Source organism: Legionella clemsonensis (genome assembly GCF_002240035.1).
Lineage (GTDB): Bacteria > Pseudomonadota > Gammaproteobacteria > Legionellales > Legionellaceae > Tatlockia > Tatlockia clemsonensis.
Window position 1 is genome coordinate 1,250,898 of sequence record NZ_CP016397.1, and the last position, 26,862, is coordinate 1,277,759.

Consider the following 26,862-nt stretch of genomic DNA (forward strand, 5'->3'; position numbering starts at 1 on the left):
TCCTGGGTTATTGCTCTTTATCTTCTATGGTTGAAGTGGTTGTTTGAGAGTCATTATTGGCTGGAGAAGACATCTTACGCTCTATTTGCACATTTTCCGAACAATAGGAAGCAATATTTTTGATTGTATCGTTATATTCCTTATCGGTCATGCTGTCAGCAGTTTTTAAAAATGTGGCAAGTTTAACTTCAGCACAATGGCAATAACTAGCGGTTACTTGCCTGTTTTTATCATCCATGGTAGGGAAAACCAGCATAAATCTATCTTCGCAATATTCATTAATATCTTCGCCCGTCGCTTTATCCAAGCCTACTTCATTCTCAAGAGCGTCCATAGTATCTTGTAGAAGAGTTTGTGACATACAAAGCCGCATGGCTTTATTTATCGTCTCTTGGGTATCCAGTGAATATTGTGAGACGCACTCGCAATATTTCTCACCAAAATTTTTGTAATCCACCTTATCTCTGCTATCCATTCTTTTCATCCACGAATCAATGCAGTGAGATTGAAATGGGTTTTGAGTTGTATTATTAGTGGCTGCTGTATTGCCAAGCATTGAAATAGATCCTAAAGCTATAACTGCCAGCATATATTGGGCAAAACTTGCACGCATTGAGACTTACTCCTTTGAAAAAAAAAGATTTTTTTAGTAAATGAATATGATTTAATCTAGGTTTCAGTAAAATTGCAAGGCAAATGTTGCCAACACGTCGAATATTTTATTTCTCTTGAAGGGTGTGATAATGCTTGCTCACTCACTAACCAGGGATGTTTGGCTTCAAACATAAATGCCAGGGTATTTTGGTAGCGAGTGGGTTTCAACTCTTCCTGAATCACCTGCTTATAAGTATCAGCATCAGGTCCGTGAGCCGTCATGTAGTTATGAATACTAACGCCACCCGGTAAAAAACCTTCTTTTTTGGCGTCATATTCTCCTTTAATTAACCCCATCAGTTCACTCATGACATTTCGATGAAAATAGGGCGGTCTAAAAGTATGCTCAGCGACCATCCAGCGAGGAGGAAAAATTACAAAATCCAGATTGGCTACCCCCGGGGAATTACTCTCGGAAGTTAACACAGTAAAAATCGATGGATCAGGGTGATCAAAACTTACGGTATTGATGGTATTAAACAAAGCCAAGTCGTAGCTATAAGGTGCATAATTACCATGCCATGCGACTACATTTAAAGGGGAATGATTTGATTGTGCACTCCAAAGTTTTTGTTGGTATTTGCATAATAGTTGAATCTCCCCCTGAATATTCTCAAAGGCAGCCACAGGATAAAGAAAGTGGCGTGGATTGGCTAAACCATTGGAACCAATAGGTCCTAGTTGAGGTAAAACAAAAGGGCTTCCCATATTTTCACAGAGATAGCCTGCTGCTAACTCCGAACCTAAATCCACTCTAAATTTTATGCCCCGTGGAATAACCGCTATTTTTCCAGGTTCAATTGAAAGCTGGCCAAACTCCGTGTGAATAAGAAGTTCTCCTATATAGGGAACTAACAGCATTTCACCATCACTGTTACTGAAATAGCGTTTTTTCATGGATTGATTGCATTGGTAAATAAAGGCATTCGCCGATTTATTGCCAGCTAAGTAAAATAATCCATCTACAAAATCCTTGGACTCAGAGAGTTTGGGAAGAGGTGCCCATCGCATAGGATTCGGTGGCTGCAGACTGGCAGGGTTGATAGCAATACTTTTTTCATAAGGTTGATAATCCTCCTGCACAACAGAAGGAAGAATACGGTACAACCAGCTGCGCAAGTTGACATGTCGTGGTCGAGTAAAAGCACTTCCACTGAGCTGTTCAGCATAAAGGCCAAATGCACATTGTTGGGGAGAATTTTGCTCCTTGGGTAAAGCTCCTGAAATGGCTTCCGTTTGATGATAATTACCGAATCCTGCTAAATACACCATTGTCTCCCTGCAAAAATAAACGCCTTAGCATAGCTTGAAAACGTAAAAAATGTCGAGCCTCTTACGATGATGACTAATAAACTGCATTTTAGTCTCTATGCTTTCAGGGCAGACCCTACCATTTTGATTAATTAAACACCCTATCTTATACAAATTACCGTCATCCTTCGCTTTGCTCAGGCTGACACCTTGTTGTTATTATTTAAACAAACGTATGATTTTGCCCTCTTCATGCTTCTTGTATCAGTTCTTTTTAGTGCTTAGAGGATGTATACTTTAAGATTTGATAATCTGAAATTAGGATCCTGTTGATAGGTTATTTCCTGGTACTACTGTTTACCTACGTGCCGCGGCTTGTCCGCGACATTCTTGAAATCTCTGCATACCGTGGACAAGCCACGGTATGTGGAACTAGGTAATTGTGTCAACAGACTTAAGATGGTTTTTCTTTTTGAGGTGTAGCAATGGCAGGACATAGTAAGTGGGCTAATATCAAGTTTCGTAAAGGGGCTCAAGACGCCAAACGAGGAAAGATTTTTACCAAGCTTATTCGTGAAATTACAGTTGCGGCCAGAATGGGTGGAGGAGAGGAGTCTTCAAATCCCCGATTACGAGATGCAATTAGTAAGGCATTAAAAGCTAATATGAAGCGAGATACCATTGATAATGCGATTAAGCGAGGAGCTGGTGGTTTAGATGGCGCAAATATGATGGAAATGCGTTATGAAGGTTATGGGCCTGGTGGTGTGGCTATCCTTGTGGATTGTTTATCTGATAATAAAAATCGTACAGTATCTGAAGTTAGACATGCTTTTACAAAGCATGGAGGAAACTTGGGCACAGACGGCTCTGTAGCGTATTTATTTAACAAGCAGGGGGAAATTCTTCTTGCTGCAGGACAACCTGAAGATCGTGCTATGGAAATTGCTATAGAAGCGGGTGCGGATGATGTAGTAGTCGAAGATAATCACATTGAAATTATAACCGCAGCAGACAATTATCATCATGTTTTGGCAGCTATTCAGGAAGCAGGTTATGAGGTGGAGCAATCTCATTTAACGATGCGCGCGCAAACAACGGTTCCTTTGAATAAAGAAACTGCTGAAAGCTTAATGAAATTAGTAGATATGCTTGAAGATTTGGATGACGTACAGGAAGTTCATAGTAATGCTGAACTGCCTGAGGCTTTGTTTGAAACTGCCTGATGAGTATTATTCTGGGGATTGATCCTGGTTCTCGGGTGACAGGTTATGGGGTTATTAAGGAAGAGGGACGCAAAATCCACTATATTGACAGTGGTTGTATTCGTACCTCGGATGGGGAATTAAGTCAGCGTTTGTTGCAAATTTTTGACGGTATTTGTCAATTGATGGAGAGTTATAATCCGAATGAAGTTGCAATAGAACAGGTATTTTTGCATCAGAATCCTAACTCTGCTCTTAAACTGGGTCATGCTAGAGGAGCAGCGATGGTTGCTGCTGCATCTCATCGTATAAAGATTAGTGAATACTCCCCTCGTGAGATTAAACAGTCGGTCGTGGGTTATGGTGCTGCACAAAAAGAGCAGGTAAAGCATATGGTAGTCAAATTGTTAATGCTTAATAATGCGCCACAAAGTGATGCTGCAGATGCTTTGGCTATTGCTATCTGTCATTGTCATATGCGCCATAATTTAGCATTAACACAGCGCTCACGGCATTTCAGGAGGCGTGCACGATGATAGGTTGGCTAAATGGACAAATTGTTGATAAACATCAACCTGGGAAGTTAGTGATTAACGTGAATGGAGTAGGCTATGATGTGGAAACTTCATTACATACCTTTTTCCAGCTTGAAACCCAATCTGGTGCCATAGGTTTGCACATACACACGGTGGTTCGCGAAGATGCCTTACAGTTGTTTGGATTTTTAGATAAAGAGGAAAGAGCATTATTCAGAGCGCTCATTAAAGTAAATGGTATTGGCCCCAAATTGGCCATAGCGATATTATCCAGCATTACTCCCATTGAATTTATTCAATGCATCGAAGAGCAAAATTCCCTACTGCTAACCAAGCTTCCGGGAATAGGCAAGAAAACCGCAGAGCGATTGCTAGTTGAAATGAGAGATAGCATTAAGCAACTCTCTCCACAGATGATGATTAGCCCCCCTGGTGTACAGAAACCTCCGCTGAAGCAGGAGCAAAGTGAAGCGATTAGTGCTTTGGAAGCTTTAGGATATAAGCAGCAAGAAGCAGTGAAAGTGATTAAGAAAATTGATGATGGAAATAAAAGTTGCGAACAATTGATTCGTCAGGCGCTACAATTATTGGCTAGTCGATAAGATATCCCCTGCATACACTGCACTCGTATAGGATGAATTAGTAGTTCCTTTAGCAAAAATTACTTTGCCAGTTTCTCATAAATGTGCCCTTGATTATGCTTCCCTGCATCAGTGCTAGCTTTTCAAGACTTCGAGGCAGTGGCGTAGCCTTGATGCAGTGAAGTGCAATCAAGAGCTATCAACGCAAGCTGCCTTTATCCAGCAGAAGGCTGCTCCTCCTTAGTGGGGAAAAAAACACGCACTACAAGACCAGTTCCCTCACTGGGAGAAGCGAGCTCCACTCTACCACCATGAAGATCGGTGATTTGCCTAACAATGGCTAAACCTAAACCGCTGCCAGGGCTTTTATTGCCCAAAACACGGAAAAATCGCTCAAACACTCGACCTTGCAGTTCATCAGGAATACCTGGGCCGTTGTCTCGCACTTCGAGAATCAATTCTTTGTTTTGGGGGAAGATACGAACAGAAACCTTGCCGTTTTCTTTGCAATAGCGGATGGCATTATCCACCAGGTTACGAATTAAAATGCTTAAAGCTGTCGGATTACCTGCAAACAGAGGTAAATGTTCATCATGTTCAAATTCCAGCTCAATTTGTTTTTCCACCGCACTTGGCGCTAACATGGCAAGTACTTCGCGTGCTATTTTAACAAGATTCACCTCATCAATCTCATTAATATTGGCAGCTTCAGGAACCAGCTTGCTCATCGTTAGCAGCTGTTGGACAATGTGAGTGCTGCGATTAACACTGGCTATCAGCTTTTGTAAAGCTTGATTTTTTTCATCCATGTTATTTGTGTTGAGTGCAACTTGCGCTTGGGCTTTTAAGGCTGCTAAAGGCGTTCTCAACTCATGAGCGGCATCCGCTGCAAAACGCTTTTCCCGCTCAAAGCCCTCTTTAAGCCGATAAAACAGCTTGTTTAATTCATCAATAACCGGTTTAATTTCTTCGGGCACCTCTTGCAAATCTACAGGCTCAAGGTGGGTAGGCGCTCGGTTTGCCACCTCTTGTGCTACACGGTCCAAACTATCTAAGCCTCGACCAATAATAATCCATATTAGTAAACCTGACAGTGGAAAAGTTAGCAACATAATATAAAGATCATCTTGAGCAATACGATGACCAAGTTCGTTGCGAGTATCATAACGTTCTGCCAATACCGTACGAATTCCTGCCTGCTCATTATAGGTTGTAAATACCCGCCATTTCTGATTAGAAACTATTTTATCGCTAAAACCATCCACTTCAGCTGTTAGAGGAATTTTAGGAGCAGTGGGCGAGTGGAGCAGTAGTTTGCCTCCATTTGTCCATACTTGAAAATTAAATTTGTCCAAATAGTTTTTGGGAGGAAGATCATTTAAAAAGCGTCGTTGATAATAGTTATCTATTTTTTGTGGAATAACCTCAAGAGCATCCTGGATTTTTCCAAGAGGGCGCTGATGCAAATCATCTCCCAGCAGCGCCTGATAAGATAATGCCGAAATAGCCATTAAAGTATCCAGATGTTCTTGGATATCTTTTTGGTCAAGATAGTAATTACCTATTGCAGTTAACGTCGTTGTGATTGTTATCGCTAATAATAAATTAATCAGCAAAAACTTGCGTATAGAGGATTTCACAATTGTTAATTACTCATTTTTTTCTGCCATATATCCGACACCACGAATAGTACGAATAAAGTTGGCGTTGAGTTTTTTGCGCAGGTTGTGGATATGTACTTCCAAGGCATTAGAATCCACATCCTCATCCCAACCGTAAATACTTTGCATTAGCTGTTCACGCGATAGCACTTGCCCACTGTTTTCGAGTAGTTTCTGTAGCAAGGCAAACTCTCTGCGTGGAACATTGACGATGACACCGTCAACATAGACAGAATGAGCCGCAGGATCAAGAGTAATATTACGGTATTGAAGAACAGCATCAGCACGACCTGAAGAGCGTCTGACGAGGGCACGTACCCTTGCGCTTAATTCATTCAAATCGAAAGGCTTGGTAAGATAATCATCAGCACCGCTATCCAAACCCTTTACTCTATCTTCGACTGATTCACGAGCAGTCAGGATTATAACTGGAGTAGCATTTCCATCATGACGAATTGCTTGCAAGAAGCCTAGACCTGAAAGCTTGGGTAAACCTAGATCAAGAATAATTAATTCAAAAGATTCGGATTTTACTGCAGCGCGTGCTGCTTCACCGTCTTTCAACCAATCAACAACATAGCCAAATTGAGTGAGACCAGCTTTAACTGCATCACCTAGTAACTCATCATCTTCAACCAGTAGCAATCTCATTCTTGCTCCTAAAATATGCCTCCCTAACGGGAATCATTAGAGGGTTGTTCTATTTCTTTTTCAATTAGGTGTCTGGTTAGATAAATTGCCTGTAAGAATACAAAGAGCAACGTAAAACCAGCACCTCCAAACAGTTTAAAGTTAACCCAAACATCAGTACTATAAAAATAAGCCACATACAGATTAACACTACCCATTAAAACAAAAAATAGCGCCCAAGCATAATTTAAACGATACCAGATTTTGGTAGGTAACTTTATATTTCCATCCATCATCTTTTGGATAAGTGGTTTTTTTCCAACAAACGGTGATAAAAGAAAGACTAAAGAAGTTAGCCAATAAATGCCGGTAGGTTTCCATTTTATAAACCATGGGTTATGGAAGAATAATGTTGCTCCTCCTAAAATAAAAATTATTGCCAGACTAATTAAATGAATTTTTTCGTAACGTTGATGTTTTACTCTGTGAAAAATAACTTGAAATAACGATGCAGCCATAGCTACTGCGGTGGCATTATAAATACCGAATAATTTATAGCTAATAAAAAAAAGTAAAATTGGAAAAAAATCAAAGAGTAGTTTCATAGCGGCTATTGAAATTTAATACTTACTTAAGTATATCACAGGATTCCAAACTCTCACGCAAGCTCTTATTAATTTGGATAATTTTGCTTGTGTCAAGGCAGATTATGCCATTTTTTAATTACAGAATCTGGTCTAGACTGTCGATGTGCCGTGATTTTCCACGGCACCCATGGATCTCGCACAAGGCGTGAAATGTAAATTTTAACACGGATTGTCCAAAAAACCTAACCTATGATTAATTGTTGGCCCGGGTGAAGTAGCCTTTTATTAATGCCAGGATTTAATTTTAAAAGCACCGAAACTTTCGTGTGATTTTGTTTGGCAATCCTACTGAGGTTATCTCCGTTTTTAACAATATAAACACCGTATTTCACAGTGCGTTTCCATATTGTCAATTGTTGGCCAGGCTTTAATGGCTGTGTGGTATTAATTTGATTCCATTTTCTGATTTCTTGGGTGGATACATTGTATTTACTTTCCAATGTTTGATAGGTTTCACCTTGTTGTACAATATGTAACACTTTATAGCTTTGAATGGTTGCTGGCTGCTCCTTGATTGCCAACACCGCAGGTTTGGGTGTAGCAACAGGGGCATTTTTAGTACTGGGTATTAATACATATTGACCTGATTTCAATTTATCAGATTTCAATTGATTCAACTCTCGAAGCAGTTTTACTGTAGTGAAATTTCTGCGGGCAATTGAATTTAAGTCATCCCCGGGGCGCACTTGATAACGACTCCAGCTGACGCGCTTTTCTTCCGGAATACTGGCCAGGTTGCGGCTAAATTTTTCAACTTTATTAGCGGGTATGAGTAATTTGAAAGGTTTATAGGGTGCAGTTGCCCATCGATTGAAGCCAGGATTTAATTTTATAAGATCTTTATAAGAAATACCGGCAAGTTTGGCGGCATGATTTAAGTCGATTTGGCTGCCAATATTAACTTCTTCAAAATAGGGGACATGAGGAATGTCTGGAAGAGTAATTCTATAGCGCTGAGGGTATTTAATAATTTCAGCAAGTGCCAAAAGCCTTGGGACATACGCTTTAGTTTCAGCTGGTAAAGGCAGTGACCAGAAACGTATATTGCGTGACTGGCGGCTATTTTTAATAGCACGGGAAACAGTTCCTTCACCTGAGTCATAGGCAGCAATAGCCAGAATCCAGTTACCATTAAAATATTTATTTAAATAAGTTAAGTAATTAAGTGCTGCATCTGTCGAAGGGCGAATACTCCGACGAGCATCAAACCACCAGTCCTGCTTTAAACCCAGGTTATTCCCTGTCCCTGGCATAAGTTGCCAAAGGCCCGCGGCACCAGCGCCTGAATAGGCAAAAGGGTCATAAGCACTTTCAATCATTGGCAGCAGAGCAATTTCTCCAGGCATGTGCCTTTTTTTAATTTCAGTAACAATGTGATACATGTAAGGCTCAGAGCGTGCTAGTTTGTTTAAATAACTGGGATGGGAAACAAGCCATCGAAGCTGTGTTTGCACTTCAGGTTGTGTAACTTCGTGATTTAGACTGAATTGGCTTCGCATGACGTCCCAAACCGTCTGAGTGGCATGTGCTATGTTTGAAAACGCGTAAGAGATTGATAATAAAAGGATTAAACTAAAAATTATTGGTCTAAACTTCAATGTAACAGCCTATTACGAATTAAAAGGCTCAACAGTGTACTAAATAAAATTCCTGCAATAAACCCTTTTTGTATTTCTTATGTTCTAAAAGGTTTAAATAAGATCTTTTTGTTAAGAAAAGTTGTTTTTATCTGTGCGCAATTGTTTAAAAATTAGGAAAGGATTGCTGCTTCCTACTCGATTATCGGCGTAATTTTTCATCCCAGGATTATCAGTTCGTAGAAAAGGATTAATTTTTTTCTCTAACCCAATGGTTGAGGGCAACGAACAATACCTATTACTACTACCGAGTTCATTGGCATAATGTTGGGCTATAACATTACCAGGCTCTACAGCATTTGCAAATCGAAGATTTTGTTGGGTATATTCATGGGCGCAAAATACTTTGGTCTCGTCAGGTAGTGCTTTTAATCTTTGTAAGGACGCATACAAGTCCTCGATAGTGCCATCAAATACTCGACCGCAACCTGCTGAAAAAAGAGTATCTCCGCAAAATAGCCATTGATAATCAGGCTCATAAAGACTGATGTGGGTGGAAGTGTGCCCTGGTGTTCCTAATATTTGAAAATTACAAGGAGGTAACGATAACACGGTGTCTGGCTTAAGTGAATGAGCAACATAAGGAATGCGACTATCCTCTGGACCATAAACAACCACATCAGGGTAGTTATTTTGTAGATCCAGAACACCACCAATATGATCGTGATGATGATGAGTCAGGAGAATTGCTTGCAGTTGTAAAGATTGTTCATTTAGAAAATCAATGACAGGCTGAGCGTCACCTGGGTCGATACAGAAGGCCGTTGCCAATTTTTCATTAACGAGCATCCAAATGTAATTATCCGTAAATGCTGCAACAGGAGATACTTTCATTTTACTTCCTTGCATTTTCCATAGATGATTTATAGTGAATTATAGGAAGTATCTTTGCTACAGGAAATATCGAGAGTTAATTTTTTATTTTTATCCAATTTATTGCGTAAAAACTTAAGAGGAGAAAAGAAGGCGGAGTGCTTTCTGCTTCCCTTATTAGATTTAGGCATTACCTCAGGTAATGACGATGCAATTTTATCCGTTGTTACTTCTGATTTAATTTCCTTTTGTTTTTCAGCATTGCGTGCTGTGGTCGATGTAATCATTGAATCTTGTGATGAACAGGCGACTTTAGCACTGGTTTTTTTGGAGGGAATACCTTTTAATTGTGAACCATTTCCGATAAATAACATTCTTCCATAACCAAAAGAGAAGAAAAGAGGAAGAAATTTTAATTCTTCGCCATGTGAAAAAACAGGTTGTGGTTGCTCCATCTGATGAGCCATTTTATTCCAGTTATAGGTTCTTGTATCGGACAAAACGAGTTGGGATTCATGCATGACCGAGGCTTTTGCCATGGCTAAACCGTCAGGATAGGCGAATAAAATATCCGGAATGGCTTTAAGCAATAATGCATCAGGATTTTGAGAAAGTAAAAAGTCTCTTACCGGGGAACTTTCGTCAGGTAATCGATAGTCGCAATAAATTTCATATTGGGCGTAAATAAAGCTGCGTTCGATATCATCCAATAAGAATTTAATTTCATGAATGATATCATTTTCTGTCTTTCCTATTTGTTTTGTTCCTACACTGAGAATTTTACCTCCGAGAATCTGAGTTATTCTTAGTAAAATATCAGGACACACTTTATATTTACTATCAGGATATTTTTGGCCTTGTGCTTCATGGTATTTATGGGAATCAAAGCCGGAAGTATAGCCTAAAGGAACGGCCACAAAATCACCATTGTCGTTGTAATAATTTAAATTAGAAATATCGCCAAACTCATCTCGGCCAAATCCTATGACCGATGTGCAAGAGGGAAATAATAGAAAAACATGAGTAACATCTGCTCCACAAAAGGGATAATAAACTGAGGAAACTGACTGAGCTGAGTTAATTTCGGAGCTAGCTTTCTTTAACTCATTACAGCGTATATCGTTTAATCCTGATGCATGGAGTTTTGAATGATGCAAACGCTTCAGTAATTCACTATTACTATATTGTGTAGCTGGCTGTATGAAGGGTTCTTCCTGTTGGATCTCTTTTTCATAATCGGCAATTATCTGAGAAACAAAAAATGCTGTGGAACCATCAGTCTTCATGTTACAACCTCATTGGATTATTTAACCAATTATAAGGTGATGGGATTAAGAAAAAATTAAATTGATTAATACAGGAGGCTATTTATCAATAATAAAAGAAGAATCACCGGGATTAAAGAAGGCCTGCAACTGTCCCAGGATAGTATTCATTTCTTCTTTGAGGGTGTAGGGAGGATTAATAATCCATAAACCACATCCTGTCATACCTTTTTCATTCATGCAGGTCCAATTAAATTCAATTCGTATTGTATTTTGAGCGCCAATAGTTTCCAGCCCTCGTAGAAGCTGCTGATGCAATCTACTTTCTACCAGCGGATACCAAAGGCAAAAAGTACCTGTGGAAAATTGCTGATACGCCAGTCTAAGAGCTTTAGGGATAGTTTTGTATTCTTCTTTGATTTCATAAGAGGGATCGAGAAAGATAATTCCCCGGCGTTCAGGTGGTGGTAATAAGGCGTGCAATGCAGCTATGCCATCACTGTGGCTAAAAAAGACACGTTTTCCTGGATGAGATAATGTGTTGAGTTGTTCAAATTCGCGAGGATGTAGCTCGCAACAATACAAGCGATCCTGTGCTCGCAAAAGTTCAATTGCTACTAGCGGCGAACCGGGATAAAAACGTAACTCAGAAGAATTATTAAGAAAGTCGATGCACTTTATGTAAGGTGTAAACAGGGGGGATAAATGGTGTTTATGTTGCCATAGCAGTTTAATGCCTTGCTGAGATTCACCCGTCTTCCTAGCCTGGGAATCTTTTAAATCGTAACGTCCTTTCCCTGAATGTGTTTCAAGATAAAACAAGGGTTTTTCTTTTTTCACGAGATAAGTAAGGATACGACAAAGCGTAGCGTGTTTTACAACATCAGCAAAATTACCGGCATGATAGCCGTGTTGATAGCTAAGCATAAGAAATAATGAGGTGTAAAAGCCGAAATTATAAACATTCCAAGCGACTATGTCACTTTCAGGATGGAGTCTTTATCTATTTACCTCTCATCCAGAATGCGGCAAAGCCGCATCAAGGAGCGCTGCAAATAGAACCCTATCCCTATTGAGGATTCTTCGCTACCCAGGATAACGGACTAAAAAATATCGCCAATATATGCACTATACTTAGATTGTGTTTTAAAGGAGCAATGGAGATAAATTATGGGCTTTCCTAGAGAATATGAAGAGACCAATTCCTTTTCAGATTACTCCTATGAGGAAGAAAATAGCGAAGACTTGGATCATAAAAAACGAGTTCGCAAAATGCTTGAAGATAAGCTTGAGCGTAAACGTTTAAGGGAAGAATTAGAAGATGAGTTGGATGGTGAGTTTGATTGGGATGAGTTAGAGCGTTAATGATTCGCTTCGTAACTGTCTTGCTGCAAATAAAGTATTCTGCAGTAAGACAGCGATTGTCATCGGTCCTACGCCACCTGGTACAGGCGTAATCCATCCTACTCTCGATTTAGCGCTCTCAAAATCGACATCACCTCTCAATTTTCCATTGGGCAATCGATGGATTCCCACATCCACTACGACCTGTGTTGGATTTAACCAGGATACATCAATCACATCGCGAATGCCTGTAGCTACCACTAAAATATCCGCCATTTGCACATAGTTTTCCAGATTTTCTGTAAAACGATGACATACGGTTACAGTGGCTGCAGCCAGTAAAAATTCCATTGCCATGGGGCGACCTACAATATTTGATGCACCGATAACAACCGTATGTTTGCCTTCGAGTGGAATGTGATAATAGTCCAGTAAATTGATGATTCCATAGGGTGTGCAGGGTCTTAACAAGGGGTTACGTAGTGTTAAACGCCCCATATTGTAGGGATGAAACCCATCGATATCTTTTTGAGGAGAAATGTATTCAGTTATTTTGTTAGGGTCAATTGTTTCCGGTAAGGGAAGTTGTACGAGAATACCATCTATTTCTGGTGAATTATTTAACTGCTCAATTAGACTGATTAATTCTTCTTCTGTGGTTGCTGCAGGCAAATCAAAAGCATAAGACTTAAATCCCACTTCAGAACAGGCTTTTCGTTTGTTATTGACATAAATATGAGAGGCAGGATCATTTCCAACAAGGATAACAGCAAGCCCGGGGACAGGTTTCCCTTGACTGATCATTTCAGCAACAGCAAGTTTAATTTCTTGTTTTAACTTGGAAGAGACGAGATTACCATCTAATAAAGTTGCAGTCATAGTCAGGAACACCATAAGTTTGTAAGGATTATGAAATAGCCAATCCATTAATGCAATGATTCCTATGCAATAATACATTTCTATTTGTTGCATCAACACCCCTAGACAAACGTATTTTGGTGTTATACATTGGCCGTTTTTAGCAGGAAATGGTCATGCGTATTGCCTTAGGGGTTGAATACGATGGTAGCCAATATCATGGCTGGCAAGCGCAAACAGGCCTGCATACGGTTCAGCAAGTTCTTGAAGATGCTTTGACAAAGGTAGCTGACAGCGAAGTTAGTGTTATCTGCGCAGGTAGAACCGATACAGGTGTGCATGCTACAAACCAGATTATTCATTTTGATTGTGAAAAACAGCGAACCATTCGTTCATGGATTCATGGCGCTAATTCTTTTTTACCAAAAGATGTTTGTGTCAAATGGGGAAGAGAAATGCCGGATAGTTTTCATGCGCGCTATTCCGCCTTATCGCGACGTTATCGTTATGTGATTTACAATGCGCCAATAAGACCAGCACTTTTACGTAGTAGTGTCACCTGGCAATACCGCCAGCTTGATCATCATGCCATGCAAGAAGCCAGTCGCTGCTTATTGGGAGAAAATGATTATACTTCTTTTCGGTCAATAGAATGTCAATCAAATACTCCCATGCGGAATGTGCATAATTTACAAATCACTCGTACTGGTGATCTGGTGATGATTGATATCACTGCCAATGCTTTTCTTCACCACATGGTGAGAAATATTGCAGGTGTATTAATTGCTGTCGGTTCTGGCAAAAAGCCGGTGAGCTGGGTGAGAGAGGTTTTGCAAGCGAAAGACAGGCGTTTGGGTGCTGAAACAGCGCCACCTTATGGTTTATACTTGGTAGCAGTTGCTTACCCAAAAGAATTCGGTGTAATACAATCAAGTCCAGGACCTTTATTTTTGTGGGAGCGTTAGTTGGCAAATCGGCTACGGGTAAAAATGTGTGGCATGACACGTGCACAGGACATAGCCTATGCAGCAGCATTAGGTGTTGATGCTATTGGCTTTATATTTTATCCCAAAAGCCCGCGCTACATTTCGATTGAACAGGCAAAGCAGTTAATACATCAGGTACCTGCCTTTTTAAATATAGTGGCTGTGCTGGTTAACCCGGATGTTTCTCTTGTGCAGCAAATTATTAAAGAGTTGCCAGTTCATTATCTACAGTTTCATGGCAATGAATCGGCAAGATTTTGCACCGGATTTAAAAAGCCTTATATTAAAGCAATACAGGCCCTCTCACCGGATTTTATTGCTAAGAAGTGTTTAGAGCATACAGAAGCATCAGCCATTTTACTGGACACACCATCAGTCTCTCATGGGGGTACAGGCAAGATGTTTGATTGGAATGTTATTCCCGACACGCTAATAAAGCCTCTTATTTTAGCGGGTGGTTTAACTGCTGAGAATATCGAAAAGGCAGCAAAAGAACATTCATTTTATGCAGTGGACGTTTGTAGTGGTGTGGAAGCATCTCCGGGTATTAAGGATCATGAAAAAATGAATCAGTTTGTTAACGCATTGTGGGGTAAAGGATGAGTGAAATAAAACTCCCGGATAATCGCGGCCATTTTGGCCAATATGGTGGTATTTTTGTGGCCGATACTTTGATGCATGCGTTGCAACAATTACAGGAAGCCTATCAGAAATATGCGCAAGAGCCTGCGTTCATGGCTGAATTAACGGCTGAGTTGCGTGAATATGTAGGAAGACCAACACCACTGTATTATGCCAAACATTTAAGCACCCAAGTGGGTGGGGCTCAAATTTATTTAAAGCGCGAAGATTTAAATCATACCGGTGCACACAAGATTAATAACACGGTAGGGCAGGCTTTACTTGCCAGGCGAATGGGAAAAACAAGAATTATTGCTGAAACCGGTGCAGGTCAGCATGGTGTTGCCTCTGCCACCGTGGCTGCCAAACTCGGTTTAAAATGTGTAGTTTACATGGGCTCTGAAGACATTAAAAGACAAGCCATTAATGTTTATCGCATGAAGCTATTGGGGGCTGAAGTAATTCCAGTGACAGCAGGCTCCAGAACATTAAAAGATGCGTTAAATGAAGCAATGCGTGATTGGGTGAGCAACGTAGATGATACATTTTATATCATTGGTACTGTAGCAGGTCCTCATCCTTACCCACAAATAGTAAGAGATTTCCAGGCAATTATTGGTCAGGAAGCGCGTGAACAAATGCTTGAAGCCTCTGGACAATTACCTGATGCCTTAGTGGCCTGTGTAGGTGGGGGTTCTAATGCGATTGGATTATTTCATGCGTTTTTAAATGACCAAACGGTAGCCATTTATGGTGTAGAAGCTGGAGGGAAGGGCATTGAAACTGGTGAGCATGCAGCCTCATTAATTGCTGGAAAGCCAGGTGTTTTACATGGAAATCGAACCTATTTGTTATGTGATGAATATGGTCAGATCAAAGATACGCATTCTGTTTCTGCCGGCCTTGACTACCCTGGGGTAGGTCCTGAACATGCCTATTTAAAAGACATCGGGCGGGTAGCGTATGTCGCTATTAATGATGAGGAAGCGCTGGATGCCTTCCGTATATTAACGAAGATAGAAGGAATTATTCCCGCATTGGAATCAAGTCATGCTGTAGCTTATGCAATGAAACTGGCGAAAAAAATGCTACCTTCGCAAAGAATTATTGTTAATTTATCAGGTCGAGGGGACAAGGATATTCATACAGTAGCCAATATTGACGGATTATCTTTGTAAAGTGCTTACCTGTTTTGTTAATGTAAGCGACGGGGTGTTGGCTCTGTGGCAGATTGTGCGAAAAGTGAAAACAGAAATACTGAGGCAAAGGTAAATTATGAATCGAATTGATAAAACATTGGCACAATTGCGGACTAGCGGCAAAAAAATGTTAAGTCCCTATATCACTGCCGGTGATCCCAAGCTGGATATTACCGTTCCCTTGATGCATGAATTGGTGGCAGCGGGTGCTAATATTTTAGAAATAGGCATACCCTTTTCTGATCCTATGGCGGAAGGTCCAGTTATTCAAGCCGCAATGGAAAGAGCATTGGCACAGGGAGTGAGTTGTGATGATGTGTTTCTTCTCATAGAAGAATTTCGCACAAAAGATCAGCAAACTCCTATTGTACTGATGGGTTATGTGAATCCCATTGAACAATATGGGTATGAACGTTTTGCGACAAGGGCAAAAACAGCAGGTGTCGATGGAACAATTATGGTGGATTTGCCGCCAGAAGAGAGTGAGTTAATTGCTTCACTATGGCAATCAAATAATTTATATAGCATTTATCTTTGCTCACCGACTACTTCTGATGAGCGAATGAAATTAATCAATACTTATGGGAAGGGTTACCTTTATTATGTTTCATTAAAAGGAGTGACTGGTTCCGATAATTTTGATTTGGAGCAAGTAAAGAAACAGTATCAACAGCGAAAAGAACAAACTGATTTGCCCCTTATGATAGGCTTTGGTATTAAAACCCCTGTAATGGCAGCAAAAGTCGCAGAATTTGCTGATGGTGTTATTGTCGGAGCAGCATTAATTAATACAATTTATGAAGCGCATAATGCAGATCGTAATGCTTTAGCCGCAGGTGCCTCTCTGATGAGCGAGATGCGGCAAATGATAGATAAACATGAGTGAAAACATGACTGACGTTAGTGAAAAAAGAACCCATTTCATCAGACAATTAATTACTGAAGAATTAGCAAGCGGTAAACATCAAGAGATTATTACCCGTTTTCCACCAGAGCCGAATGGTTATTTACATATTGGGCATGCCAAATCAATTTGCTTGAATTTTGGCTTGGCTGAAGAATTTAAAGGTAAATGTAACCTGCGCTTTGATGATACAAATCCTATCAAGGAAGAACAGGAATTTGTAGATGCTATTATGGATGATGTGAAGTGGCTGGGCTTTAGCTGGGATGAACTTACTCACTCTTCAGATTATTACCAAGAGCTTTATAATTATGCAGTTTATTTAATAAAACAAGGTAAAGCTTATGTCGATAGTCTGAGTATTGACGAGATACGTGCTCATCGAGGAACACTACTTGAGCCTGGACGTGAAAGTCCTTATCGCAATCGTAGCATTGAGGAAAATTTGCAATTGTTTGAGCGAATGAAAGCAGGGGAATTTGCTGACGGTGAACATGTGCTGCGCGCCAAAATTGATATGCAGTCAGGTAATGTCAATATGCGCGATCCCGTACTTTATCGCATCCGACATGCTCATCATCAACGCACTGGTGATAAGTGGTGTATTTATCCCATGTATGATTACGCACATCCAGTTTCCGATGCGTTGGAGAGAATAACCCATTCTCTGTGTACACTTGAATTTCAAGATCATCGTCCGTTATACGATTGGTTTATTGAGAACTTGCCCGTTCCGGCAAAACCGGTACAAACTGAATTTGCTCGTCTTAATTTGTCCCATACGGTGACTTCAAAACGGAAATTGCGAGATTTGGTTGAGAAAAAAATTGTTTCTGGCTGGGATGATCCGAGATTACCGACTTTGCGCGGTATGCGTAAGCGAGGATATCCACCCGAAGCCATTCGACAATTTTGTGAAATCATAGGCATTTCACGTAGCGATTCTGTGATTGATATGTCTATTCTTGAGGAAGCGGTGCGTAATGAGCTCAATAAGACAGCAAAACGAGCACTTTGTGTACTGGATCCGCTGAAAGTAGTCATTGAGAATTACCCTCATGATCAAGTTGAACAATTGGTGGCTAAATTTAATCCACAAGATCCTGAGTCTTCAACACGTATTCTACCCTTTAGCCGTGAAATTTATATTGAACGCACTGATTTTATGGAAAATCCCCCGAAAGATTATTTTCGATTGGCTCCAGGTACAGAAGTGCGTTTAAGACAGGCGTATGTGATTCGTTGTGTGGACGTTGTGCGTGATGCAGAGGGTAAAATTATTGAGCTGCGTTGTACTTATGATGAAAATACTTTAGGGAAAAACCCGGTTGATAGGAAGGTAAAAGGTGTTATTCATTGGGTCTCGTGTAAAGAAGCGCATCCCGTAACCATTTTGCAATACGACCGATTATTTACTGATGCTAATCCGGCAAGAGAAGATGATTTTCTGCAGTTCCTTAATGAAAATTCTTTGGAAATTAAACAAGCCTTGTGCGAGCCTTCCCTGGCTATACAGCCATCTGGTGAAGTTTTTCAATTTGAACGCCTGGGTTACTATTGTGTAAATGACGTTGAAAATGGGCAGGTACGTCGTTTTCATCGTGTTGTAGGTCTTAAAGACACTTGGGGAAAAATAAGCTAAAGGGGCGGTGATGTTACATCTTTATAATTCGTTAACACGAACCAAAGAACCATTCAAATCAATACAACCAGGTAAAATTGGTATCTATGTCTGTGGGATGACAGTTTATGATCGTTGTCATCTTGGACATGCTCGTTCAATGGTTTGCTTTGATGTTATCGTGCGCTACTTACGCTCCCAGGGTTATAAAGTAACTTATGTTCGTAACATCACTGATATTGATGACAAAATTATTGCTCGAGCCAATGAGCGAAGTATTTCCATTGAGGAATTAACCTCGCAATATATTCAAGCGCTGCATAAGGATACCAGGGCTTTAAATATCTTACCGCCAGATATAGAACCCAGAGCAACAGCACATATCGAGTCCATTATAACGTTGATACAACAGTTAATTGAGAATGGCTATGCTTATGTTAGTGAAAATGGTGATGTCTGCTATGAGGTCGAAAATTTTAAAGGGTATGGCAAGCTATCCCATAAGGATCTAGAGGGGCTAATGGCTGGTGCTCGTGTTGAGGTGGTGAAAGAAAAGCGATCGCCACTGGATTTTGTGTTATGGAAAAAGGCAAAGCCAGGTGAGCCTAGCTGGTCGTCACCCTGGGGTGAAGGACGTCCTGGGTGGCATATTGAATGTTCTGCCATGGCAATGCATGAATTAGGCGAGCAATTTGATATTCATGGTGGTGGTTCAGATCTGCAGTTCCCTCATCATGAAAATGAAATCGCTCAAAGTGAGGCTGCCAGTGGAAAAACTTTTGCCAATTATTGGATGCACGTAGGGATGCTACAAGTAAACAATGAGAAAATGGCCAAATCAGTAGGCAATTTTTTTACCATTGAAGATGTGCTACAACAGTATCATCCTGAAGTTGTTCGTTATTTTCTCTTAAGCAGTCATTATCGCAGTGCACTAAATTATTCGGAAGAAAATTTATCTAATGCTGGTAAAGCTCTGACAAGACTTTATCAATCGCTAAAGGATGTGCCAACCGTTAATAATGAAATGGATGAATTTTGGCTTCAACAATTCAATCAGGCCATGGATGATGACTTCAATACCCCAGTTGCATTGGCTGTTCTGTTTCAGTTAAGTCATGAAATTAATAAAACGAGTTCCCCTAAACTGGCGAGCACGTTAAAGCATATGGCTTCACTCTTGGGACTGCTACAAAGTCCACCTGATGCATTTTTACAAGCAGGACTTGATGATCAGGAAAAAGAACAAATTGAACAATTAATTCAGGAAAGACTTGAAGCAAGGACAGCTCGAAATTGGGCGCGAGCTGATGAAATTCGTACTTTGCTTACAAATCAAGGAATTGATTTGGAGGACGGCCCTAACGGTACTACCTGGCGTAGGCGAGCTGAGTAGCCTTAATTGTGAAGCGTAGCGTAAGGTTTTAAAAGCGTTATTCCTTTGATTACGCTGCGCTGCATCAAGGTTACTACACAATTCTGCAAAGGTCGGGAATGACTAATTGCAAAGTAAAATTTTCGTTTAGCTCCCTTTATTTTGATTAGAAGGCGACAAAGAATCAAAAGTTTGATCAATGGAGTTGACCATCTTTTGACGATTGGTAGCAGAAAAAAAGGTACTCCCTGTACTTAGATATTTTGCGATCAGAGCCAAAAGACCAATGCCTGTGGCGGCAATCGCTATATTCGCTAAAATAGGTTTCCAGCGGGCGCGATGCGTTTTCATGTCCTGATAGCCTTGATTAAGGGCATCTCTAAAATCATCCTTAATATGTTGAATATCAGCATTATTGGTTTCATTGTGAGCTTTTGCAAATTGAATTGTTAAGGATTCAAATTTTTTTGCAAGAGAAATCGCCTTTTCTCCTTCTTTGCTATCGAGACTCTCTTTTTTATTCTTCCATCTTCTGGTATTGATTCCATATAACGAGATAGCTGGGCAGGAGAGTCTATTTCGCTGGCTAATAAATGACGGAGCTGAAGCGATTTGAGTTTTATTTCTGCTTGAGGCTGAATAGAAAAATAATTTTTTCAATAATTGGTGATTTCTTTGCGTGTATTAATAACGTTGCTCCCTCAATAGTCGTTTGAAAAAACTCAATAAGTTGTTTTTCTGACCACTGGGAAAGACAAAAGGTTAGTAAATCATTATTCTCAGTACAGAGGGAGTAAGTCAGTGCATTAGTGATGCCAATTTTATTAATATTGGCTTATTGCCTCATTTAGGGCTGACAATTGCTCGCTGTTAATTGCACCAGAATCAATAGCATCCAAAAGTTCATTTGGAATAGAAGGTTGACAATTAATTTTAGCGAATTTAAATAACGAGTCATAACAATTTGGAGGAAAGGCCACTAAGAAATTTAAATAATCAGTACCATTATTAATTTCAATACGACCCAAATGGGTAGCGAGATATTCCTTTGGAAGAATAATACCAGGTTCGCTACCTTCAATGAATAATCGTTTTTTGCCATATTTATTTTTAATAGTATCTATTTGTTCCTGAGTCAAATGAGGTCTGGTGTGTAGAACAGTTTTATTCAGAGGATTATTTAAAAGCTCTTTTAGATTGCTGGATGCTGTTTCAATACATTCTCGATTATTTAAATCCTTTATAATATGACCTAAGGTAATACCTGAAGAGGTTTTTAACTCCATTAGATCAGATTGCAGTTGAGGCGGTAAGGAATTTAAATAAGCAATAAATTCAGTATAAGCTACTTGCGCACCCACTGAAGCATACACTTGACCTGTGTAGCGTTCACCTCCTAATTCTAACTCTTGAGATAAGTGTTTAATCGCTTCATAAAGGGATTGATTTATTGTCATTAAGTGATGACGAAGCGTTTGTAATGATCTATTGTGCTGATAGAGTTTCTCAGAGTGGGTTTTTTCTGCAATACTTTAAATAAAGCTTGATGATGCACAAATTTAAACCTGGTAATATTATTTAAATCAAAAAGAGAGTTTTCAACCATAACAAATTGTGTCAGCTGCTGAATGTCAGGCAATTGATCCAGTAAAGACAATGATTTTTCATCGAGTCGAATGGATGGACTTTTTAAAGCAGCTTTTATTTCCTCGCTACTGGAATTCGATGGAATATCTAAGTAAAACTCTGGAATAATTAAGTTTATGTTATCGGGAAGCAATAACTTAAGCATGTCTCCTAAAGTTTTAGGCTGAAATAAATGTTCTGCAATTTGCCAATAAAACTTATTGCATTCGCCCGTTGGAAAGGCAAAAAACTAAGACAGGTCCCTTCATTACGCGTAGCTCGTTCTTTGCACAGCAATTTAAAGGCTTCTTTAAATTGCTCAGGATCTCTTCTAGCAACTGACTTAATTTTTCGAGTTCATTTTGTAACTCTTGATTAATAATTTGGGATTTAAGGCTTGCGTAGTCAAGAGGAGTCGTTTCATCAATCTTTAACGCTCTTTTTTCTTTTAATAGCTCTGTTAAAAGCGTGGTATCTTCAGGGGACATGCAACGACCAATACAATACATTTGTTCTAATAGTATACAATATGCCCGTATTATTTCTATATGGGTAATTTTACCTACATAGAAACTTTAGCTAACTGTATATATTGTCCTTCCTGGAGAGTGAACGAATCAAATTGTTGATTAATTGCATTGACCATTTTTTGACGCGTAGTCGAAGCAAAAAAGGCGCTACCTGTGGTTAAATATTTGGCTAGGATAACCAAAAGTCCAACTCCTGTAGCCGCGATGGCTATATTGGCAAGAATAGGCCTCCAGAGGATACGGTGAGTTTTCATTTCCCGATAACCGGACTCGAAAGTGGCTTTAAAGGCGTTTTTAATTCTTTGGAGTTGTTCAGGATTGTCGGTATTTTTAGCAGTCATAAATTGAAGGGTTAAATCTTCAAATTTTTCCGCAAGTTTTGTGGCTTTTTCTCCTTCCAGACGATCACGACTACCAGGCTTACTTTCTTCTTGTAACTTATTACCATGCCTTTTTAGTCGTTTTATTTGTAGATGCAACTCAATCAAAGACACCAGTTCGTTGTTGGTACTCTTAATTTTTACAGAGGGAATTTCAGGCAGTATTGACAAAATGGTTTGCAGGGCTTCAACGTCATTTGCCCCTAAATCAGCAAGCCTATGATTAGTTGAACCTACAAATTTAACCGCGTAATCTAACCAAAATCGGTGGTTTTTATTCATATATTCAATAGCTTGCAACCAATCATCCTTGGGTAGTATTGCATGAAGAGCGAATAGGCAATGTGGCTTTTGGAGCCAATCAAGAAGACATTGGCCGTTGTCATTTTTTGCGAGTAAGGCATTTAGTCGTCTATTTTTGGATAATGTGGCTAAAATTGTATTTATATCCTCTTCAGTTACATAATCTATAACGCGACAAGAATTTGCTATGAAATAATTATTTTCTACCGTTAAAAACAATACCTCCTCTCGTTGATCTTGAGATAATAAATTCAGGAGTCTTGTAAGTTCTTCCGAATTTGTAGCATGGGAGAGGCGAGGATCCTGATAATATTCTTTGAGTAACGAAACTCGATGCTTTTCGGGTAATAATAGTAACTTTTTTTCCAAGCAAGAAAAATTGGACGCATAATGTTGATAGCGAGGGATTTTTTTAAGACGCGTTATGGCTTCTAATCGTTCTTCTTCAGGTAGTATTTCCAAGAGGGAGAGATGTCGTTCCTCTAAAATCAAGTCAAGACAAGGCTTGTTCTGTTCAGCGACTGTCAGGATTGCAGTTAACCGTTTTTCTTCAGGTAACAGTTCTAACACTGGTTTTAGGGGCGCTAGTGATGCTGCGCTTTTTTCTAGCAAGGTAAAGTCATCTTTTTGTGTGCTGGTTAGGGCAATAAAGCGATCTTTCTCTGGAAGCAATTTCAATAATTCAATGCAGTCCGTAATATTTAAAAAACGTAAAAGATTTTTTCCTTCATTATTTTCCTTAAGGATGATTGAAAGGCGCCTGTCTTTGGGTAATAAGCGAAGAATCGCCATAATCGCTTGTGGTGAAACACTCTCTGAATACAGGCAGGCAAGTAGGGCAGTTTCTTCATATTTCTGCCAGAGAAGAGGAGTTCGATCGTTTTCAGGGAGTAAGAGTAAAATTTTTAATAAATCAGAAGGTGTTATCTTACCAAGATGAGCATTAACATAAGTAAGTACCGCCAATCGCTTTTCTTGAGGCAATAGGTGCAAAAGATTAATAATTTCATTGAGAGCAAGCAGCTCAATTTTTTGATAGAGGATATAAACTCGATCGCTTTCAGGTAATAAGGGTAAAATTTTTAATAAATCGGAGTATTTTATCTCACCAAAATCATTGTTACTTTTATAAGTAAATACCTCTAATCGTTTTTCGTGAGGTAATAAATCTAAAAGATCAATTATTTGATCTAGAGCAAGCCGCTCAAGAACAATACAATCATTGCTATTTTTATTAGTGAGAGCAGTCCAGCGATTATTTTCCGGTAGAAGATTTAAAATTCCTTTTAGAAAACTTGGATCAATCCGATGTAAAAGATTATTTCCTTCGTTATTCTGCTCAAAAACTACAGAAATACGCTTGTCTTCTGGCAATAGTTTAAGAATGGTTATAAGTGATGCTGTACGATAACATACCGATTGCAACAAATTGTTTCCGTCAATATCTTTTATATTGACAATTTCCAGAAGTTCACTTTCAGAGAGCTTTGCTAAAAGATTGGCAATTTTCTTTGGGTAGGATTTGTTTTGTTCCAGCAAATAACGTAGCCGAAAAGCGTTTAGCGATTTTTCGGCAGTGGGCCAAACAGAGATAATAATTTCCCAAGCTTTTGAATTTTCACATATCCTCTTCAATAGAGGATATTCATGCTTATGAAATGTATTAAATGTAGTCAGTCTCTGGGGGGGTGATGTGGAAAGTAAAGCCGTTAACAAGTCATAATTTTCTAATTTTATAGCATAGTTCAGTGACGCAATAAGGCCGAGTTTGTTGACATTATTTTTTACAGCCTCGTTTAAAGCTGATAACTGCTCATTATTGAGTATCCCGGTTTTTAGCATCTTCAAAAGTGCTTGCGGCAAGGTAGGTTGGCAGTTAATTTGGGCAAACTTTAATAAAGAGTCATAATAGCTGGGAGGGAAAGCGATTAATAAATCCAGATAGACCAACTCATCCTCAATTTTAATGTGGCCTAAAAGAGCGCATAAATAATCGTGGGGCAACTCATTAGTGGAATCTCTCCCCATGGTAGGCAGTGCTTTTTTGCCATATTGACTGTTAATTGCCTCTCTTTCCTCCTGAGTAAGATAGGGTTTGGTATTTAAAACAGTATGATTAACAGAATTATCCAGAATACCTTGCAGATGCTTTGCTGCTGTTTCGACGCAATCTCCTTTATTCAGGTCGTCTAAAATTTCACTAAAAGTAATATTATTCGCTGTTTTTAGAGTCATTAGAGAGGATTTAAGGATTGGAGGTAGGGAATTTAAATAGGAAAGAAATTCAGTATAAGCTACCTGCGCTCTGACGCTGGCATAGAGTCCCCCCGTAAAGCGCTCACCGCCCAGTGTTAATTCTCGAATTAAGAGTTTAATTTCTTCGTAAGGTGATTGTCCTTTGTTATTGACAATCAGCATTTGTTTGTAGAGCGTTTGGAAGTCGTGATTATGTTGGTATAACTTGTCTATCAATGCTGGTTTTTCTTCCCGTAGTGTTTTGAATAGAGCCTGATGATGTGTAAATTTAAACAGCACAAGGTTGTTGACATCAAAAAGACTCTTTTCTGTCATTACAAATTGTGTAAGCCGTTCAATGGTTGGAGGACTCTCTTCAGTTTCCAACACAGATAAGGCTCCTTCATGGAGTCTGGCGACTGGATTTTTTAATGCGGCTATTATTTGTTCACTAATTGGACGAGAGGTGGGTAAATCCAGAAGAAACTCAGGAGTGATCACATTAACATTATCAGAAAGGAGTAGCTTGAACATTTCCCCAAGCGTTTTAGGTTTAAACAAACGTTCTGCGATTTGCCAGTAGAGCCTATTACAGTAACCGAATGGAAGAGCAAAAAAACTAAGGCAGCTCTCTTCATTACGCTTAGCCCGTTCTTTACATAGTACTCTGAAGTGCTCTGCAAATTGTTCAGGTTTATTTTCCAATAATTCGTTGAGCTTTTTTAGTTCATCCCGTAACTCTTGATTAATAATTTGAAATTTAAGACTTGCGTAATCATGAGGGGTAATATCATCCATTAATAAAAGTGCTGTTTCTTTTAGAAGATTAGTTAGGAATTCTTTATCTGCAGATAACATAAGAGACCGCTCAATCTAACACTAAGTGATCATTAATTGTACATGTAGTGTCATTAAGTTGCTATGGGTAAAACTACCCATTCAACATTGCTATGCTTCTCGCAATGAGGCCTAGGGTTTGATCGCAATTTTAATCAACTTCAATGGCATGATCTTGCTCTGGTAAGAAGCTTGTATAACTGGCAGATTAGAAAAGAATCGTCTATATTTATAGTTAGGGCCTTACCTTTTAAGGGAATGATCTTTCTTAAAAGGAATTAAGGATAAGGCCGCGGAATTTTACAGATATAAAGCCAAATTGTGTTTCCTAAAACACCTCTTATTTCATCGTAGTATTAACTCCTTCTTGATCAAATAACTGCAAAAAATTTTAACAATTTACCCTAAAAAATTTTGGTAGTTCATCTATACTGGGATTGTAAATGAAAGAATTTAATAGATAGCAGTAATAAAATACTAATGCGAAGGAGAGCGTCATGAAAAAAATAGTTTCAATTTTGCTAGCAACATTTGGGGTAACGATGTTCGCAAACGCTAACATCAATTCCCTCAACCCTGACTCTCAACAACGAAGTCCATCAGCAAATCAGGAGAGCCAGGCAACTACTCAACTAGCCAGCAGTGATCCAGGAACTGCAACAGATTCTACTGCTACCGATGAAAGCAGTCCTACAGTAACCTCAACTGAGGACAGCGGCCCAGTGAGTGATCCGTTTGATACGAGCCTTACTACGGACAGTCCCCTTACGGTTAATCATGAGGATATGGCCACTGCAACAGGCTCAACTTCTGTAGACGGAGACAGCAGCACAATGGAGCAAGGCACTACAACCGGCATGCCAACAGACACCTCTACACCGGGCGATGCGACAACTACAGGTACTACACCAGGTACTACACCAGGTATGGATCCAACCACCCCAAGTGCTATACCTGCTGACGGAAATACTATTCCAACTGAACCCAGTACTACTGATACCAGCCCCAGTACTGATGGCACTAATTCTGGCATGGGCACAAGTGGTAGCAATAATGATATGGGAACCACAACCAATACTACTAATGGAGATTCTGATACTGGTTCTAACTCTGGCACAAGCAATTACTAAAATAATAACCTTGACGATAAGAATAACAATAAC

At 39.5% G+C, this 26,862-nt stretch carries 26 protein-coding genes; 11 read left to right on the forward strand and 15 right to left on the reverse strand.

The genetic code is table 11. From position 1 onward, the window contains the following. Positions 1-7 precede the first annotated feature (7 nt). Together clem_RS05395 and hmgA are read right to left on the reverse strand one after the other, a co-directional pair. The gene (locus clem_RS05395) at positions 8-613 is read right to left on the reverse strand and encodes a hypothetical protein (RefSeq protein WP_094090693.1); all 606 of its coding nucleotides are present in this window, start codon (positions 611-613) and stop codon (positions 8-10) included. Between the two features lie 56 nt (positions 614-669). Then, positions 670-1,923: a homogentisate 1,2-dioxygenase gene (gene hmgA, locus clem_RS05400; protein WP_094092276.1), complete on the reverse strand. Its 1,254-nt coding sequence runs from the start codon at positions 1,921-1,923 to the stop codon at positions 670-672. Between the two features lie 467 nt (positions 1,924-2,390). Between hmgA and clem_RS05405 the strand changes: the two genes are divergently transcribed. Genes clem_RS05405 through ruvA form a run of 3 tightly spaced genes read left to right on the forward strand, consistent with a single transcriptional unit; the run spans position 2,391 to position 4,248 of the window. Beyond that, the gene (locus clem_RS05405) at positions 2,391-3,131 is read left to right on the forward strand and encodes a YebC/PmpR family DNA-binding transcriptional regulator (RefSeq protein ID WP_094090694.1); all 741 of its coding nucleotides are present in this window, start codon (positions 2,391-2,393) and stop codon (positions 3,129-3,131) included. Further along, complete coding sequence (ruvC, locus tag clem_RS05410) at positions 3,131-3,646, forward strand: crossover junction endodeoxyribonuclease RuvC (protein ID WP_094090695.1); 516 nt, start codon at positions 3,131-3,133, stop codon at positions 3,644-3,646. Before clem_RS05405 ends, ruvC begins: the two co-directional genes overlap by 1 nt. Beyond that, on the forward strand, positions 3,643-4,248 hold the full coding sequence (ruvA, locus tag clem_RS05415; RefSeq protein WP_094090696.1) for a Holliday junction branch migration protein RuvA: 606 nt from the start codon (positions 3,643-3,645) through the stop codon (positions 4,246-4,248). The genes ruvC and ruvA overlap by 4 nt, the downstream gene beginning before the upstream one ends. A gap of 194 nt (positions 4,249-4,442) precedes the next feature. Here the strand turns inward: ruvA and clem_RS05420 are convergent, their stop codons facing one another. From clem_RS05420 to clem_RS05450, 7 genes are all read right to left on the reverse strand, one after another. Then, the gene (locus clem_RS05420; protein ID WP_094090697.1) at positions 4,443-5,867 is read right to left on the reverse strand and encodes an ATP-binding protein; all 1,425 of its coding nucleotides are present in this window, start codon (positions 5,865-5,867) and stop codon (positions 4,443-4,445) included. 9 nt (positions 5,868-5,876) lie between these two features. Next, a complete protein-coding gene (locus clem_RS05425; RefSeq protein WP_058448607.1) occupies positions 5,877-6,539 on the reverse strand; it encodes a response regulator in 663 nt (220 codons plus the stop codon). 23 nt (positions 6,540-6,562) lie between these two features. Next, positions 6,563-7,123, reverse strand: coding sequence for a septation protein A (locus clem_RS05430; protein WP_094090698.1), 561 nt, complete (start codon positions 7,121-7,123; stop codon positions 6,563-6,565). Positions 7,124-7,347: 224 nt separating this feature from the next. Then, positions 7,348-8,664: a lytic transglycosylase gene (locus clem_RS05435; RefSeq protein ID WP_094090699.1), complete on the reverse strand. Its 1,317-nt coding sequence runs from the start codon at positions 8,662-8,664 to the stop codon at positions 7,348-7,350. A 210-nt stretch (positions 8,665-8,874) separates the two neighbouring features. Continuing rightward, complete coding sequence (gloB, locus tag clem_RS05440) at positions 8,875-9,636, reverse strand: hydroxyacylglutathione hydrolase (protein WP_094090700.1); 762 nt, start codon at positions 9,634-9,636, stop codon at positions 8,875-8,877. 29 nt (positions 9,637-9,665) lie between these two features. Further along, a complete protein-coding gene (locus clem_RS05445; protein WP_094090701.1) occupies positions 9,666-10,901 on the reverse strand; it encodes a hypothetical protein in 1,236 nt (411 codons plus the stop codon). Positions 10,902-10,979: 78 nt separating this feature from the next. Beyond that, positions 10,980-11,807, reverse strand: a complete 828-nt coding sequence (locus clem_RS05450; RefSeq protein WP_094090702.1) for a 23S rRNA (adenine(2030)-N(6))-methyltransferase RlmJ — start codon at positions 11,805-11,807, stop codon at positions 10,980-10,982. Between the two features lie 243 nt (positions 11,808-12,050). On the opposite strand from clem_RS05450, the gene clem_RS05455 reads away from it, so the two are divergent. Further along, positions 12,051-12,245: a PA3496 family putative envelope integrity protein gene (locus tag clem_RS05455; RefSeq protein WP_094090703.1), complete on the forward strand. Its 195-nt coding sequence runs from the start codon at positions 12,051-12,053 to the stop codon at positions 12,243-12,245. On the opposite strand, the gene folD is transcribed toward clem_RS05455, so the two are convergent. Beyond that, positions 12,234-13,103, reverse strand: coding sequence for a bifunctional methylenetetrahydrofolate dehydrogenase/methenyltetrahydrofolate cyclohydrolase FolD (folD, locus tag clem_RS05460; protein ID WP_094092277.1), 870 nt, complete (start codon positions 13,101-13,103; stop codon positions 12,234-12,236). The genes clem_RS05455 and folD overlap by 12 nt on opposite strands. Before the next feature lie 155 nt (positions 13,104-13,258). On the opposite strand from folD, the gene truA reads away from it, so the two are divergent. The 6 genes from truA (at position 13,259) to cysS (ending at position 19,809) form a co-directional block, all read left to right on the forward strand. After that, complete coding sequence (gene truA / locus clem_RS05465; protein ID WP_094090704.1) at positions 13,259-14,047, forward strand: tRNA pseudouridine(38-40) synthase TruA; 789 nt, start codon at positions 13,259-13,261, stop codon at positions 14,045-14,047. Positions 14,048-14,071: 24 nt separating this feature from the next. Beyond that, positions 14,072-14,671, forward strand: coding sequence for a phosphoribosylanthranilate isomerase (locus tag clem_RS05470; RefSeq protein ID WP_094090705.1), 600 nt, complete (start codon positions 14,072-14,074; stop codon positions 14,669-14,671). After that, positions 14,668-15,867, forward strand: coding sequence for a tryptophan synthase subunit beta (gene trpB, locus clem_RS05475; RefSeq protein ID WP_094090706.1), 1,200 nt, complete (start codon positions 14,668-14,670; stop codon positions 15,865-15,867). The genes clem_RS05470 and trpB overlap by 4 nt, the downstream gene beginning before the upstream one ends. 97 nt (positions 15,868-15,964) lie before the next feature. Next, positions 15,965-16,774 (forward strand): tryptophan synthase subunit alpha, encoded by an 810-nt coding sequence (trpA, locus tag clem_RS05480; RefSeq protein ID WP_094090707.1) that lies wholly within the window; start codon positions 15,965-15,967, stop codon positions 16,772-16,774. A 4-nt stretch (positions 16,775-16,778) separates the two neighbouring features. Next, entirely contained in the window at positions 16,779-18,434 is a 1,656-nt protein-coding gene (locus clem_RS05485) for a glutamine--tRNA ligase/YqeY domain fusion protein (RefSeq protein ID WP_094092278.1), read from the forward strand. Positions 18,435-18,444: 10 nt separating this feature from the next. Beyond that, positions 18,445-19,809, forward strand: a complete 1,365-nt coding sequence (gene cysS / locus clem_RS05490; RefSeq protein ID WP_094090708.1) for a cysteine--tRNA ligase — start codon at positions 18,445-18,447, stop codon at positions 19,807-19,809. A gap of 126 nt (positions 19,810-19,935) precedes the next feature. Here the strand turns inward: cysS and clem_RS05495 are convergent, their stop codons facing one another. From clem_RS05495 to clem_RS05515, 5 genes are all read right to left on the reverse strand, one after another. Continuing rightward, a complete protein-coding gene (locus tag clem_RS05495) occupies positions 19,936-20,448 on the reverse strand; it encodes a hypothetical protein (protein WP_094090709.1) in 513 nt (170 codons plus the stop codon). Positions 20,449-20,612: 164 nt separating this feature from the next. Beyond that, a complete protein-coding gene (locus tag clem_RS05500) occupies positions 20,613-21,245 on the reverse strand; it encodes a hypothetical protein (RefSeq protein ID WP_094090710.1) in 633 nt (210 codons plus the stop codon). Then, positions 21,245-21,580: a hypothetical protein gene (locus clem_RS05505; protein ID WP_094090711.1), complete on the reverse strand. Its 336-nt coding sequence runs from the start codon at positions 21,578-21,580 to the stop codon at positions 21,245-21,247. Before clem_RS05505 ends, clem_RS05500 begins: the two co-directional genes overlap by 1 nt. Positions 21,581-21,632: 52 nt before the next feature. Next, positions 21,633-21,902, reverse strand: a complete 270-nt coding sequence (locus tag clem_RS05510) for a hypothetical protein (protein WP_094090712.1) — start codon at positions 21,900-21,902, stop codon at positions 21,633-21,635. A 74-nt stretch (positions 21,903-21,976) separates the two neighbouring features. Then, positions 21,977-25,720 (reverse strand): hypothetical protein, encoded by a 3,744-nt coding sequence (locus tag clem_RS05515; RefSeq protein WP_094090713.1) that lies wholly within the window; start codon positions 25,718-25,720, stop codon positions 21,977-21,979. Positions 25,721-26,196: 476 nt separating this feature from the next. On the opposite strand from clem_RS05515, the gene clem_RS05520 reads away from it, so the two are divergent. After that, positions 26,197-26,829 (forward strand): hypothetical protein, encoded by a 633-nt coding sequence (locus tag clem_RS05520; protein WP_094090714.1) that lies wholly within the window; start codon positions 26,197-26,199, stop codon positions 26,827-26,829. Positions 26,830-26,862: the final 33 nt, after the last annotated feature.